The sequence below is a fragment of the Pseudoleptotrichia goodfellowii genome (assembly GCF_007990505.1).
In the GTDB taxonomy this organism is placed as follows: domain Bacteria; phylum Fusobacteriota; class Fusobacteriia; order Fusobacteriales; family Leptotrichiaceae; genus Pseudoleptotrichia; species Pseudoleptotrichia goodfellowii.
This window is the reverse complement of the sequence record NZ_AP019822.1, coordinates 2,210,347-2,225,368: the sequence shown is the minus strand read 5'-3', so window position 1 is coordinate 2,225,368 and position 15,022 is coordinate 2,210,347. Positions and strand designations below refer to the sequence as shown.

Sequence of the window (15,022 nt, the reverse complement as noted above, 5' to 3'; positions counted from 1 at the left end):
ATATGGGAAAAAATAAGTTTGTTTTACTTGACAGGGACGGGGTAATTAATGTTGAAAAGTCCTATTTATATAAAATAAAAGATTTTGAATATGAGAGCGGAGTAATTGAAGCTCTTAAAAAGTTGGCTGATTCGGGATACAGGTTTGCTGTTATAACAAATCAGTCAGGAATAGGACAAGGATATTATTCTGAAGAAGATTTTTTAAAATTGGAAAAATATATTGAGAAAGATTTATGCAAAAAAGGTATAAAAATAGAGAAAACATATTTTTGCCCTCATCATCCTGAAGGAAAAGGAAATTACAGAAAGAATTGTGACTGTCGAAAACCGGGAACGGGAAATTTTCTGAAAGCCATTGAAGAATTTAATATCGATATAAAAAATTCATATATGATAGGTGACAGAATTACTGATTTAATACCTGCTCATAAATTAGGCATAAAGACAGTTTTAGTAAGAACAGGATATGGAAAAAAAAATGAAGAAAAAGTAAAAGAATCGGGATTAGATTCGATAATAGTAAATAATATTTCGGATTTTGCCGATTATATTGAAAATTGTATTGAAAAAACTTTTAGCAAGTGATATAATCTTATAATCTGACTACATATAAATTGGAGATAGTTTAATGGATAAAAATGAGATATTTTGGAGTATTATAGATAATGAAAATATAGACAACGATTTAACAGATATTAATAAAATTTCGATGAATTCCAAAGAATGTGGAAAAAATGATTTGTTTGTTGCAATAAGAGGGGGAAATAATTATATTAACGAGGCATTGGAAAAAGGAGCGTATGCAGTTTATGACAATGCCCATGCGGATATTAAAGAGGAATATAAAAATAAAACTTTTTTTGTAAATGACAGTGTGGAATTTTTACAGAAATTTGCTAAAAAATGGAGAGAAGCTTTAGATGTAAAGGTAATAGGTATTACGGGAAGTAACGGTAAAACTACGGTAAAAGATATCACTTATCAGCTTTTATCTTCAAAATATAAAGGGAAAAAAACTGAAGGGAATTATAACAATCATATAGGATTACCCTTCACTTTGTTGCGTCTGGAAAAAGATGATAAATTTATAATTTTGGAAATGGGAATGAGCGGTTTTGGAGAAATAGAGCTTTTAGGAAAGATTTCCAATCCTGATATAAGTATTATTACTAATATAGGTGAATCTCATTTGGAATTTTTGCACACAAAAGAAAATGTTTTTAAAGCAAAAACAGAGTTACTGCCTTATACAAAAGAAGTTTTGATTATAAACGGAGATGACGATTATTTAAAAAATATAAATGAAAGCAGTTTGAAAACAATAAAAGTTTTGAGAAAAGACAGTAAAAATATTGAGAAGTCCAATTTTTATTACGGAAATATAAATTTTGACGAAAAAGGAAGTTCTTTTTCTTTGGAATATTCGGAAAAAGAAAATGAAAAATTTCAGAAAAAGCTTTTTAAAACAAATATTTTAGGTGAACATAACATATTAAATCTGACGATGGCGATTGCTGTCGCAAAACAATTCGGAATAGAAGATAAAGATATTGAAGAAACTGTAAAAAATATAAAACTTACAGATATGAGGTTTCAGATAACTGAAAAAGGAAATACGATCTATATAAATGACGCTTACAATGCAAGTCCCGCATCAATGAAAAAATCTCTTGAAACATTTTCGGAGATTTATAATGACAGGATGAAAATAGCTGTTTTAGGGGATATGCTTGAGCTAGGTGAAAATGAACTTGAACTTCATTCGGATATTTATGAAACGCTCAGAAATATAAAGTTGAATAAGCTTTATTTATTCGGAGAAAGAATGAAGAGCCTGTATGACAGAGTAAAAAAAGAATCTCAGGAAAAAAACAGTGATGAAAATTCAGAAGTTGAACATTTTTCCGATAAAAATAAGATAAAAGAAAAATTGAAAGAAATTACTGATGAAAAAGTTATACTGATTAAAGGATCCAGAGGAATGAAACTGGAAGAAATAATGGAATAAAACTGAAAAGGAGCAAATAATGTTATATTTATTACAATATCTATTTATAAGAAACTGGGGAGTTCTGAGGATATTCAAGTCGATAACAATAAGGGCATCGATAGCTTTCGGAATAGCGTTTTTGTTTATGCTTATATTCGGAAAGCCTTTTATTGCATGGCTGAAAAAGAAAAAATACGGTGATACGGCAAGAGAAGACGGACCGCAGTCACATCAGACAAAATCGGGGACTCCGACAATGGGCGGATTACTTATAATTGCAGCTATATTATTTGCTACATTGATTTCCGGTAATTTTATGAACAAATTTATTGTATTTTTATTTATAATAACTATTTTGTTTACATGTATAGGATTTTACGATGATTATTTGAAACTGACAAGACATAAAAGCGGACTTTCAGGAAAGAAAAAAATATTGGGACAGCTTATAATAACAGGATTGACTTTTGCATTTATTTACAAATACGGAATAATAAATAAAACATTGGATTTTTCCATAGTAAATCCCATTATAAAAAATAGTTCTCTATACATAACACCGGCACTTTTCTTTGTGTTTATGATGTTTGTAATAATAGGTTCATCCAATGCGGTAAATTTGACCGACGGGCTTGACGGACTGGTAAGCGGACCTATAATCATAGTGTGCGTGACATTACTTATAATTACTTATCTGACAGGACATTATGAATATGCAAAATACCTGAATTTATATCACATAAAAGAAGCAGGGGAAATTACAGTTTATCTGGCAGCAGCCGTAGGAGCGTTAATAGGATTTTTATGGTTTAACTTTTATCCTGCTCAGGTATTTATGGGAGATACAGGTTCATTGACTTTGGGAGGAATATTGGGAATAATAGTGATATTCTTAAAACAGGAATTATTGCTTCCTATAGCGGGATTTATATTTATAGTTGAAGCATTTTCGGTAATGATACAGGTTTGGCATTTTAAAACATTTAAAAAAAGAGTGTTTAAAATGGCACCGATACATCACCATTTTGAAATGCTCGGAATCCCTGAAACGAAAGTTACAATAAGATTTTGGATAGTAACGATAATAGCATGTTTATTGACATTTGTAATGTTGAAATTAAGATAATCTGAAAAGAGGAAATGAAATGAAAAAGGCTTTGGTATTCGGAGCCGGACTTAGCGGACTCGGAGCAAAGGAATTACTTGAAAAATATGATTATGAAGTATTTTTAATAGATGATAAGCAAGGGATACCTTCATCTGAAGGGATTAAAATTTTAGACAGTGAAAATATAGAATTTGTCGTAAAAAGTCCGGGAATCCCCTGGAAAGCGGAATTGCTGAAAAAAGCCGAAGAGAAAAATATAAAAGTTATTTCGGAAATAGATTTGGCTTATAAATATATGGATAAAAAAATAAAAGTTATATCTTTTACAGGAACAAACGGGAAAACGACTACATGTACAAAAATGTATGAATTGCTTGAATTTGCAGGATATAATGTGAAATTGGCAGGAAATGCCGGATATTCTTTTGCAAAACTTGTGGGAGATGAAGAGCCTTTGGATTATATAGTTCTGGAATTAAGCAGTTATCAGCTCGAAAACGATCCTCAGATACATTCGTATATAGCAGGAATAATAAATCTTACACCGGATCACCTGACAAGATATAATTCTGTAGAAGAATACTATATTACGAAATTTGACATTTTTCAAAAACAGAATAAAGACGATTTTGCAGTAATTAATCTCGACGATGCCGAATTTGAAAGACTATGTGAAAGAGAAGAAATACAAAATAAAATTAAAGCAGAAAAAGTTTATTTAAGTACTGAAAAAAAAGGAACGGTCTTTGTTTTTGAAGATAATATATATATTATGAAAAATCTCAAGGACAGAATAGATTGTTATGCAGATGAGGAAACCGAAAAAGTTGCCGAAAAGCTTATTTCTGTGAAAGATTTGTCATTAAAAGGAAAACATAACCTTGAAAATATGCTGTTTTTAATAAGCGGAGCAAAAATATTGAATATCCCTGATGAAAAAATCAAGGAATTTTTAAAAACAACAAAAGCATTGGAACACAGACTCGAGAACTTTTTTGTAAAAGAAAATACAGTGTTTATAAATGATTCCAAAGGAACAAATGTGGAATCTACGTTAAAAGCTATAGATTCTTTTGAAAAGCCGATAATACTCATTTGCGGTGGAGATGATAAAAAGATTTCCAATGACGAATTGATAAAAAAAATAAAAGAAAAAGTCGAATTTGTTTATTTAATAGGAGATAATGCACCGTTACTTGAAGAGTGCATGGATAAATTCGGATATTCAAATTATAAAAATATGGAAACAGTGGAAAATATTTTGAATTATCTGAATAATAATTTTGATTTTACAAGAGATACAGTTATATTGTTTTCTCCTGCAACATCAAGTTTTTGTCAGTTTAAAAACTTTGAGCATAGAGGACACGTTTTTAAAGAACTGACACAAAAAATTTTAGGATAAATTTATAAAAATTCGGGAGAGATAAATTTGAAAAACAGAAAAATTTTAGGAACAACTCTCATCATAATAATGATAATATTAGCGGGACTGAGCATTGCGATGATTGCAAGTGTGAGTTTTCCGAGGGGATTAAAAGAATATAACAGTCATTATTATTTTTTAAAAAGACAGTTAATGTGGTTAGGTTTAGGAAGTATTTCCTTCCTGTTTACTGCCAATTTTAATTACAAAAAATATAAACAAGCCAGAGGTATTTTGTATGCGGTTCAGTTTTTATTCCTTATCGGGGTTTTAGTTATAGGAAAGGAAGCAAACGGAGCAAAAAGATGGATAAAAATGGGTATGTTCAGTATACAGCCTTCTGAATTTGCAAAGTTGGTTATTATTATATATTTGGCAGGATTGATAGATTTTCTGAAAAAGAAAAGAGAAAAAAGTCTCGGAATATTATTTATGACAATGATTCCTTTAATGCTGTATGCTTTTATGATACTTCTGGAAAAATCTTTTAGCAGTACCGTTCAGGTAACATTGATAGGATTGACGATGATATTCATTTCGGGAGTAAAAATGGAACATTTTATTTCAGTGCTCCTTATGCTGGTAACTTTAGGAGCGGGCTCTATTCTTTCGATGCCTTACAGGCTGAAAAGACTGCTCGGTCATTTGGAAAACAGTGATGAAGTGTATCAGTTAAAACAGTCGTTAATAGCTATAGGAAGCGGTAAACTGATAGGAAAATTTTACGGAAACGGACTTCAGAAATATTTTTATCTTCCGGAAATTCATACAGATTACATATTTTCGGGATATGCCGAAGAAACAGGATTTATAGGATCGATTTTGTTAATTTTGCTTTATGTAGCTTTACTGGCTGTAATATTAATTACGGTAATCAGAATAAAAGATATGTATGCGAAGTATCTTTTAATAGGGATTCTTTCGATGTTTTCCCTTCAAATAATAGGTAATCTTTCTGTTGTGTTGGGACTGGTTCCGTCGACAGGTATTCCTTTGCCGATACTCAGTTACGGAGGAAGTACAACGATCGTTACAATGGCAGCTTTAGGAATAGTATATAATATTATAAGAGCTCTTTATAAACAGGAAATTGAAGAAGAAATACAATAAAAATCATTTGAAATAAATAAAAACAGGAAACGGAGCATTCAGGTTATGGAAAAAGTAGTGCTGACAACGGGAGGCACAGGAGGACATATATATCCCGCTTTGTCTATTGCGAAAAAAATGAGGGAACAGAATATAGAAACTTTATTTATAGGAACTAAGCACAGAATGGAAAAAGAGCTAGTTCCTAAAGAAGGCTTCAGATTTGAAGGTCTTGATGTAATACCTTTAAAATCTGTAAAAGGAATTATAAAAACTGCTTATGCAACATTTAAAGCATTTAAAATATTGAAAAGGGAAAATCCTTCTCAAATCATCGGATTCGGAAATTACATAACAATACCGGTTTTACTTGCGGCAAGACTTTTAAGAATACCTTATTATCTTCAGGAGCAGAATTGTACAATGGGTCTTGCAAATAAATATTTTTATAAAAAAGCAAAAAAGGTATTTATTGCTTTTGAAAATACATTAAACAGTATACCTGAAAAATACAAGAAGAAATTTATTGTAACAGGAAATCCTTTGAGAGAAGAATTTTATTATAAAAATAAAAATGAAGAAAGAAAAAAACTGGATATAGAAAAAGATAAGAAAGCCGTTCTTGTAATGGGCGGAAGTTTAGGTGCAAAAAATATAAATGAAGCTATTCTGAAAGTATGGGAAGAAATAATCAAAGATAAGAATGTGAAGTTATTTTGGGCTACAGGAAAAGAAAATTTTGAAGAAGCAGTATTCAGAATGAAAAATCAGGGTAACTCGGTTATAATGCCTTATTTTGAAAATGCAGCCGATATTATGTCTGCTGCAGACCTTGTAATATGCCGTGCAGGAGCTTCGACAATATCGGAACTGATTCAGTTGGAAAAACCTTCCATTTTAATTCCTTATGATTTTGTAGGTCAGAAGGAAAACGCCGATGTCCTGGAATATGTAAACGGAGCAAAAATTTATTCCAATGAGGAAGCCGAAAAAGCCGTGAAAGAAGCTTTAGTTCTTGTAAAACACGATGAAATGCTTAATTTTATGAAAAATAATATAAAAAAACTGAAAAAAGAAAATGCTGCAAATTTAATAGTTGAAACAATGAAAATAGACAGTTATTCAAAATAATACGGAGGGAAAAGATGTTATCGGATGTTAGAAACGTTTATTTCAGCGGAATAAACGGAATAGGTATGAGCGGACTTGCAAAAATCCTTGTAAAAGAAGGGTATAATGTAGCAGGGTCGGATTTGGAAAGAAAAGCCATAACTCGTGAAATGGAAGAAATGGGCATTAAAATATATATAGGACAGGTAGAAGAAAATGTCAAGGATAAAGGAATAGATCTGTTTGTTTATTCCACTGCTATAAAAGAATGTAATCCTGAATATAAATATATAGTGGAAAACGGAATAAAAAAAATCAAAAGAGGAGAGCTTCTGGCTCAGTTAATGAACAAATTTGAAGGAATTGCAGTTGCGGGAACTCACGGTAAGACAACTACAAGTTCAATGATGAGTGTGGCTTTTCTTGAAAAAGATCCTACAATAGTAGTGGGCGGAATAATACCTGAAATACAGAGTAACAGTAAAATAGGAAATTCGGAATATTTTATAGCCGAAGCCGATGAAAGCGATAATTCGTTTTTATTCATAAAACCGAAATATTCCGTTGTAACAAACGTAGAACCCGATCATTTGGAACATCACGGAACATATGAAAACATAAAGAAATCCTTTGAAAAGTTTATCGATAGTACCGAAAAACTGGCAATTTTATGTAAAGATTGTGAAGATATGTCCACTTTGAATATAAAAAATAAAAATATAATATGGTACAGTATAAAAAAGGAAGATGTTCATATTTTTGCAACAAATATTACTGTAAAGGATGGATGCACACACTATGAAGTTATAAAAAACGGTAAAAACCTGGGAGAATTTACTTTGTGTATCCCCGGAGAACATAACGTGTCAAATTCACTGCCAGTAATATATTTAGCCGACGAAGCGGGATGTAACATGGATACTGTAAAAGAAAGACTGGCTGAATTTAAAGGGGCGAACAGAAGATATCAGGTAATTTATGATAAAAATTTAAGAATAATAGATGATTACGCTCACCATCCTACAGAAATAAAAGTAACGATAGAAGCAGCCAAAGCCACTGAAAAAGGAAATGTTACGGTTATTTTTCAGCCTCACAGATACAGCAGAACAAAATTTTTCTTTGATGATTTTATAACATCTTTGAAAAAAGCCGATGAATTGATTCTGTTGCCTATATATTCTGCAGGAGAAGATAATATATATGATGTTTCTTCGGAAAAACTTGCCGAGAAAATAGGAAACGGTGTAAAGGTGTACAGTGAAGAAGAAATTCAGAAACTTGTAAAAGATAACGAAAACTCCAATAAAAGTTATGTATTCATGGGTGCAGGAAGTGTATCAAAACTTGCACACGAGATAAAAAATACTTTGAAATAATTTATATTTAAAACAGAAAATTCGGGAGAAAATTTATATGAAAATATATGAAAATATTGAAATGAAAGAATATTCCCACATGAAAGTCGGAGGAATTGCGAAAGAACTTATCTTTATAGAAGAAAAAAAAGAATTAAAAGAAGTTCTGAATACTCGAAAAAATATATTTCTTCTGGGAAACGGGACGAATACTTTGTTACATGACGGAAAACTGGATATAAGTTTTATTTCTTTGAAAAATTTTAAAAAAATAATAATCGAAGAAAAGCACGAAGATTATGATTTGGTCAGAGTGGAAGCGGGACTTGATTTTGATGAACTTATAGAATTTATGGAAGAAAATAATTATACCGGACTGGAAAATATTGCAGGTGTTCCCGGCTCTGTGGGAGGACTTGTAAATATGAACGGAGGAGCTTACGGAACTGAGATTTTCGATTGTATAGAAGAAGTGGAAGTTTGTAAAAATGACGGAGAAATAACAAAACTGAATAAATCCCAGTTGGATTTTAAATACAGAAATACAGAGATAAAACAGAATAAATGGATAGTAATTTCAGTACTGTTGAAGTTCAAAAAAGGATTTGATAAAGAGTGTGTTGCGGATAAAAGAAATCAGAGAAAAAATAAACATCCTTTGGAATACCCGAATTTAGGGAGTACATTTAAAAATCCTGAAGGGACTTTTGCGGCTCAACTCATATCGGATGCGGGATTGAAAGAATACAGAGTGGGAAATGCTATGGTTTCAGCCAAACATCCGAATTTCATTATTAATTTGGGAGATGCAAAATTCAGCGATATAATATCTATTATCGAACATGTAAAAAAAGTTGTGTTTGAAAAATTCAATACAAAACTTGAAACTGAAATAATAATACTTAAAACTGAAGAAGAATAAAAATACGAAATTAAAATAAAAATAATTAAGTAATTGAATAAAATGAAAAAAAAGTGTATAATATATAACAAAATTCGGAGTGAAAGATGCGAAAATTTATAAGAACCGTATTAGTTATAAGTTTACTGTCCGGCTTGATTTACTTCGGTAAACAGTTTATAGAAACCGATTATTTCAAAATAAATGAAATAACAGTTACGGGGAAAAACAATCTTTTAAAAGATGATATAATCAGTAAAATAGAAAATTTAAAAGGTGAAAATATAGTTTACATAAATACAGGAAGAATGGAAGAAATACTTGGAAAAGATGTAAGAGTAAAAAAAATTTCCATAAGAAAAGTTTATCCGAGTAAACTTATTGTCGAATTTGAAGAAAGAGAGCCTTATGTTTATGTAAAAAAAGGCAATGATATATTTCTGGCAGATAAGGAACTGAATTTATTCGGGCATATTTCCGAAATAGAATCAAAAAATATTCCGGTAATAATTTATACTGATGAAGATTCTTTAAAAGATATTAAAATTATTTTGTCTAAAATAAAAAATAAAGATTTATATGATATGATATCTGAAATAAGAAAAAATAATAAAACATATGAGTTGATACTGAAAAACGGAGTAAAATTTATTACAGATCCTTTCGTCAGCTCCGAAAAATATGATAGCAGATATAAATTATACGAAAAAATAAAAGATGAACAGACAATAAACTATATGGATATAAGATTTAAAGATGTTAATGTAAAATAATTCAGGAGGATAACATGGGAGAGAGTTCAAATAATGCAGCAAGGCTCAAAGTTGTAGGAGTAGGAGGAGCCGGAGGAAACGCAATAAACGACATGATAGAAAGTGACATAACGGATGTCGATTTTGTTGCGGTAAATACCGATGCACAGGATTTAGCAAGATCGAAAGCGGAAACAAAAGTTCTTTTAGGCGAAGGTCTCGGAGCGGGAGCAGACCCTGAAAAAGCAAGAGTTGCAGCAAAAGAATCGGAAGATAAAATCAGAGAGATGTTAAAAAATACCGATATGCTGTTTATAACTGCCGGAATGGGAGGAGGAACAGGTACCGGAGCTTCACCTATTGTTGCGGAAATCGCAAAAAATATGAATATTTTAACGGTTGCCGTAGTAACAAAACCTTTTGAATTTGAGGGACCTTTGAAAAAGAAAAATGCCGAATTGGGAATAGAAAATTTAAAACAGAATGTAGATACATTAATAGCCATACCTAATGAAAAACTGTTTGAATTGCCCAATGTCAGTATAACTTTGATGACGGCATTTAAAGAAGCGAACAGTGTGTTAAGAGTGGGGATTAAAGGGATATCTGATCTGATAACTAAACAGGGATATGTAAACCTTGATTTTGCCGATGTAAAAACTACGATGAATAATTCGGGAATAGCAATGTTGGGATTCGGAGAAGCAACAGGTGACGGAAAAGCGAAAACAGCTACAGAACAGGCATTAAACAGTCCGTTACTTGAAAATTCCATAGAAGGAGCAAGAAAAGTTCTACTTAATATAACTGCAGGTCCTGATATAGGACTTCATGAAATAAAAGAAGTTTCCGAAACAGTTTCTCACAAAACGGGAAATGCAGGAGCAAGTTTAATATGGGGAGTTATAATTGATCCTGAATTGGAAGGAACAATAAGAGTGTCTATAATTGCTACGGATTTCCAGGGAAAATACAATAAATCTTTTGAAGGAACAGTATTTTCGGGATTTGGAGAAAATGTCGAAATTAATTCCGATAAAAATGATGTTGAAGACGGAAAACTTCTGAAAGATGACGCTGAAAGCCAACCTACACAATTTGTAGTACCTTCATTTTTTTCAAAAGATGAATAAATAACTTGATTTTATACAATTTTTTTGATAAAATAAAAAAACCTGCTCTATTTTGAAATAGGGCTGAAAAGCCGAAGGAAAGGAGAAGAACAAATGAAAAATTACGAAATTATGTTTATACTTTCTACTCAGTTAAGCGATGAAGAAAAAAAAGCCGGAATAGCATTAGTTGAAGATACATTGACTAAAGCGGGCGCTGCAGAATTGAAAACTGAAGTTTGGGGAGACAGAAAACTTGCATATCCTATTAAGAAAAAAGAAAACGGATATTATGTTTTGACATTATTCCAAATTGACGGAACAAAATTGCCTGAAGTAGAAGCAAAATTAAACATTTCTGAATCAATATTGAAATATATGATAGTTAGAAATGACTAATCATAAAATTTTACGGGGGTTATAAATTTAATTTTATAATAAATTAAAAAATTCGAGGGGGAAAATATGAACCAAGTACTATTAATCGGAAGATTGACAAAAGATCCCGAGTTGAAATACTCTCAATCGGGAAAAGCTTTCTGCAGATTTTCGATAGCTGTAACAAAAGAATTTAACAGAAACGAAACTGATTTTTTTGACTGTGTTGCATGGAACAAAACGGCGGAAATTATAGCCGAGTATATGAGAAAAGGTAAGAAAATAGCAATACAGGGCAGATTGGAAACGGGAAGCTACGAAAAAGAAGGAAGAAATATAAAAACATACAGCATTATAGTTGATAAATTTGAGTTTGTGGACTCAGCAGGAGGACAGGGACAACAACAGTCTTCATCTTATTCTCAGGGAACACAGCCAAAGGAAACATTTGCTGACAATGATAATGACGAAATAATGGATGACGATGATTTTCCATTTTAGGAAAAATTAGGAGGTGACTAAAGTAATGAAACCGGCTACAGAATTTAAAAGAAGAAAAAGAAGACCGAAAGTAAAATTTAAAGTAGAAGATATAAACTATAAAAATGTGGATTTATTAAAAAACTTTATGAACGATAAAGGAAAAATCTCTCCGGCAAGAGTTACCGGATTAGAGGCTAAAATCCAAAGAAAAATAGCAAAAGCTATAAAAAGATCAAGACAAATAGCTTTGATGCCTTACACAAGAATAGAAAAATAATTATTTATAGAGCTGTCTTAAAATGAAAAGTTTTAAAACAGTTCTTTTTATTTGCGGTTATAGATGAAAATATCAGAGGAACAGTCTCAAATAAATTTTTAGTATATAAATTCTAAGTAAAATAACAGTAAAAATAATTCCTATTTTTGAAATTTTATAGTATAATTAAAATATTAAAACAATCTGAAATGAGGGATTAAGATGATAAATAAAAAAGTTTGGCTGATATTACTTCTTCCGATATTACTTTTTGTTGCGTGTCAAAATAAAGAAAAGGAAGAAACTAAAAATAAAATTCAGGATAAAGCTCAGGAATTTAAAGTGTTTTCAGATAAGTCGGTAGAAAAAGTAATCGAAGAATTTGAAAAAAATTCCCGAAGAAATAAAATAAGTATAGAAAAATTTGAAAAACTTACATTTGAAAATAAAAACTATTATCATTCAAAAATTAATATAAAGAAAAATTCCGCTTATACTATAAATTATGACGGAATAGAAGTAACAAGCCTTGTAGTGAAAATAGGCTCGGTAACAGGGACTGATTTGGGAACGATAGAAGATTTGGTAGTCAATCTTATAGAAGTTTCAGATGAAAATATAAAAGATGAAGAAGCCAGAAAACTGTATGCCGAAATACTCGCAGGCATGAAAGAAGGCTCGTTATCTAATGAATTATCTTATAAAAATACAATAAAATATGCAATAACAATAAGTAAAGATACAGGAGAACTTATCTTTATAGCTCAGCAAATATAATAGTGGCAAAAATAGTCAATTTCGGTTATAATATAAAAAAATATTTAGGAGGAAATATGAATTTGGAAGCATTGTTAGGACTTTTAGGAGGACAGGATTTGGGTGCATTAACTTCGCAAATAGGAGGAAGTGAAAATCAAGTTAAAAACGGCTTGGAAGCTGCATTACCTGCTATGCTTGCAGCACTAAACAAAAATACGAATAGTGAAAAAGGAGCGGAATCTTTAAATAAAGCATTGGAAACAAAACATGACGGCTCGATACTTAATAATTTGCAGGGATATTTGAGTAATCCTGATTTGAAAGACGGAGAAGGAATATTGAATCATCTGTTCGGAAATCAAACTTCAAATGTTGCAAATGCAGTTTCTCAATCAAGCGGACTGGATGCAAACGGAAGTATGAAAATGCTTCAAATGTTGGCTCCTGTTGTTTTGGGTGCGTTAGGACAGCAAAAAAAGGAAAACAACCTTGATGCGGGAGGTCTGAATGCATTGACATCAATGCTTAGCGGAAGTCTTGGAGGAAATGAAAAAGCATCGGGAATGATGGGACTTGTTACAAATATGTTGGATGCAAATAAAGACGGAAATGTTATGGACGATATAATGGGAATGGTCGGAAAATTTTTAGGCGGGAAGAAGTAATTTTCCGATCTGTAAAGAAAGATATTTCGAAATTGTCGGAAAGTGAGTGAGGATGATAAGTCCTCACGACTTTTTAAATAAAAAGTTGTGAAAGGAGTTTAAATATGCTTATTATAAAGAAGCTGGCTGATAAATACGGAATGAAAACTGTAACGGAAAAAAGTCGAAAATACAGATTCGGATTATCTCTTTTAGAAAATATGATGGACAATATTATTTTTATTGCTTACGGTATAGTAGACGGTTATTATGTTTCGGTAAGTAAAGAAGAAGTAAAAAAACAGATAACTTTAAAAATAAATATTGATAACGAAACGGATAAAAGTGAGTTAAGAAAGTTGTTTAATTCGTTAAAGGAAAGAAAATATGTAACTGAAATAAAAATTGAAAAAAGTTATATACAAATAATTTTGGATAAAAGAGAGATGAAAGGTAAAAATGGCGAACTGGAAATAACTCAGGAAATTATTGATGAAATAACGGACTATTTGAAAAAGCATAATTTTGGGAGCAAGTGTGCTTATACAGGAAAAGATGACGGGGAAATAGCATTTGTAAATATAAAATCAGCTTACAATACTTTAAACGGAAATTATAAAATAAAAAGAATGGTATGAAAATTTAGAATAAAAAAGAACTGTTTAAAATCAAATGATTTAGAAACAGCTCTTTTTTTGTTGATTATAAAAACATCATTATTAAATATCCTGAAATTATGGAAAATATCCATAAAGTAACCCCGAAAGCCATATTTTTGCCTGTCATTTTTTTAATAGTCTTTATGTTTAGTGATGTACCGATTAAATAAAGGGCAAGGGCAAGTAACATTTTTCCTGCCTGAGTAAGCAGGCTGTAGAAGCTCGGTAGATTAACAAAACTTGCAATAACTGATGCCAAAATGAAAAACAGAATAAAAATCGGAAATTTTATATTTTTACTGTCCGATTTGTTGAAAAAACTTAAAATGATGACAATGGGAATAATCCAGAGAGTTCTTGTGAGTTTCATGATAGTTGCGATTTTTAAAGCTTCCGTACTGTGAAAAGCGGCTGCCGATACGACTGAACTCGTGTCGTGAATACTTAGAGCGGTCCATATACCTGTCTGTTCTGCATTCAGCTTGAAATAACTTATAAGAAAGGCAAACAGAAACAGTGCTACAGTATTTAAAATAAATACTATACCTGTGGATAGTGCAATATCTTCGTCGGAAGCTTCAATAACAGGAGAAGTTGCAGCAATGGCACTTCCTCCGCATATAGCAGTACCGAATATTATTAATTGTGACAATTTTTTCTCCATTTTAAACAGTTTTGCAAGGATAAGTCCGATTATTATTACAAATACGAGACTTACAGCAGTTTGTAATATTCCTTTGCTGCCCACGGCAATAACTTTATTTATATTAAGTCCGAAACCGAATAATACAACTGCCGAATTTAATGTAAATTTTCTTATTTTTCCCAAGTTTTTGGGGGTTGAAATCAAATAAAAACTCGCTAAAATAATTCCTGTTAAAAGGGCAATCCCTGAAGCAAAAGCGTGAACACTTTTAATTAAGGGAAGAATTAAAGCAAAAATACATCCTGCATAAAATACAATTTTTTTACTCATTCTAATACTCCGTTCTTTT

At 31.3% G+C, this 15,022-nt stretch carries 17 protein-coding genes; 16 read left to right on the top strand and 1 reads right to left on the bottom strand.

Going from position 1 to position 15,022, the window contains the following annotated elements:
• The first annotated feature begins 2 nt into the window (after positions 1 to 2).
• From gmhB to FVE72_RS10715, 16 genes are all read left to right on the top strand, one after another.
• Positions 3 to 587, top strand: coding sequence for a D-glycero-beta-D-manno-heptose 1,7-bisphosphate 7-phosphatase (gene gmhB, locus FVE72_RS10790; protein ID WP_026738323.1), 585 nt, complete (start codon positions 3 to 5; stop codon positions 585 to 587).
• A 43-nt stretch (positions 588 to 630) separates the two neighbouring features.
• Positions 631 to 2,010, top strand: a complete 1,380-nt coding sequence (locus tag FVE72_RS10785) for a UDP-N-acetylmuramoyl-tripeptide--D-alanyl-D-alanine ligase (protein WP_006806300.1) — start codon at positions 631 to 633, stop codon at positions 2,008 to 2,010.
• A 19-nt stretch (positions 2,011 to 2,029) separates the two neighbouring features.
• Positions 2,030 to 3,118 (top strand): phospho-N-acetylmuramoyl-pentapeptide-transferase, encoded by a 1,089-nt coding sequence (gene mraY, locus FVE72_RS10780; protein WP_006806305.1) that lies wholly within the window; start codon positions 2,030 to 2,032, stop codon positions 3,116 to 3,118.
• A gap of 19 nt (positions 3,119 to 3,137) precedes the next feature.
• Complete coding sequence (murD, locus tag FVE72_RS10775; protein WP_026738321.1) at positions 3,138 to 4,505, top strand: UDP-N-acetylmuramoyl-L-alanine--D-glutamate ligase; 1,368 nt, start codon at positions 3,138 to 3,140, stop codon at positions 4,503 to 4,505.
• A gap of 27 nt (positions 4,506 to 4,532) precedes the next feature.
• Positions 4,533 to 5,636, top strand: coding sequence for an FtsW/RodA/SpoVE family cell cycle protein (locus FVE72_RS10770; RefSeq protein ID WP_026738320.1), 1,104 nt, complete (start codon positions 4,533 to 4,535; stop codon positions 5,634 to 5,636).
• A 45-nt stretch (positions 5,637 to 5,681) separates the two neighbouring features.
• Positions 5,682 to 6,746, top strand: coding sequence for an undecaprenyldiphospho-muramoylpentapeptide beta-N-acetylglucosaminyltransferase (gene murG / locus FVE72_RS10765; protein WP_026738319.1), 1,065 nt, complete (start codon positions 5,682 to 5,684; stop codon positions 6,744 to 6,746).
• 14 nt (positions 6,747 to 6,760) lie between these two features.
• Positions 6,761 to 8,104, top strand: coding sequence for a UDP-N-acetylmuramate--L-alanine ligase (gene murC / locus FVE72_RS10760; protein ID WP_026738318.1), 1,344 nt, complete (start codon positions 6,761 to 6,763; stop codon positions 8,102 to 8,104).
• A gap of 19 nt (positions 8,105 to 8,123) precedes the next feature.
• The gene (murB, locus tag FVE72_RS10755; protein ID WP_258454746.1) at positions 8,124 to 9,005 is read left to right on the top strand and encodes a UDP-N-acetylmuramate dehydrogenase; all 882 of its coding nucleotides are present in this window, start codon (positions 8,124 to 8,126) and stop codon (positions 9,003 to 9,005) included.
• Between the two features lie 86 nt (positions 9,006 to 9,091).
• Positions 9,092 to 9,757, top strand: a complete 666-nt coding sequence (locus FVE72_RS10750; RefSeq protein WP_026738316.1) for a cell division protein FtsQ/DivIB — start codon at positions 9,092 to 9,094, stop codon at positions 9,755 to 9,757.
• 14 nt (positions 9,758 to 9,771) lie between these two features.
• On the top strand, positions 9,772 to 10,869 hold the full coding sequence (gene ftsZ / locus FVE72_RS10745) for a cell division protein FtsZ (protein WP_026738315.1): 1,098 nt from the start codon (positions 9,772 to 9,774) through the stop codon (positions 10,867 to 10,869).
• 93 nt (positions 10,870 to 10,962) lie between these two features.
• Positions 10,963 to 11,247: a 30S ribosomal protein S6 gene (rpsF, locus tag FVE72_RS10740; protein ID WP_006806302.1), complete on the top strand. Its 285-nt coding sequence runs from the start codon at positions 10,963 to 10,965 to the stop codon at positions 11,245 to 11,247.
• Positions 11,248 to 11,313: 66 nt separating this feature from the next.
• Positions 11,314 to 11,727, top strand: coding sequence for a single-stranded DNA-binding protein (locus tag FVE72_RS10735; RefSeq protein WP_006806317.1), 414 nt, complete (start codon positions 11,314 to 11,316; stop codon positions 11,725 to 11,727).
• A 25-nt stretch (positions 11,728 to 11,752) separates the two neighbouring features.
• Positions 11,753 to 11,986, top strand: coding sequence for a 30S ribosomal protein S18 (rpsR, locus tag FVE72_RS10730; protein ID WP_006806301.1), 234 nt, complete (start codon positions 11,753 to 11,755; stop codon positions 11,984 to 11,986).
• 201 nt (positions 11,987 to 12,187) lie between these two features.
• Positions 12,188 to 12,742 (top strand): hypothetical protein, encoded by a 555-nt coding sequence (locus FVE72_RS10725; RefSeq protein WP_006806289.1) that lies wholly within the window; start codon positions 12,188 to 12,190, stop codon positions 12,740 to 12,742.
• 2 nt (positions 12,743 to 12,744) lie between these two features.
• A complete protein-coding gene (locus FVE72_RS10720; RefSeq protein ID WP_006806294.1) occupies positions 12,745 to 13,389 on the top strand; it encodes a DUF937 domain-containing protein in 645 nt (214 codons plus the stop codon).
• A gap of 104 nt (positions 13,390 to 13,493) precedes the next feature.
• Positions 13,494 to 14,006: a hypothetical protein gene (locus FVE72_RS10715; protein ID WP_026738313.1), complete on the top strand. Its 513-nt coding sequence runs from the start codon at positions 13,494 to 13,496 to the stop codon at positions 14,004 to 14,006.
• A 64-nt stretch (positions 14,007 to 14,070) separates the two neighbouring features.
• Here the strand turns inward: FVE72_RS10715 and FVE72_RS10710 are convergent, their stop codons facing one another.
• On the bottom strand, positions 14,071 to 15,003 hold the full coding sequence (locus FVE72_RS10710; RefSeq protein ID WP_006806308.1) for a YeiH family protein: 933 nt from the start codon (positions 15,001 to 15,003) through the stop codon (positions 14,071 to 14,073).
• Between the last annotated feature and the right edge of the window lie 19 nt (positions 15,004 to 15,022).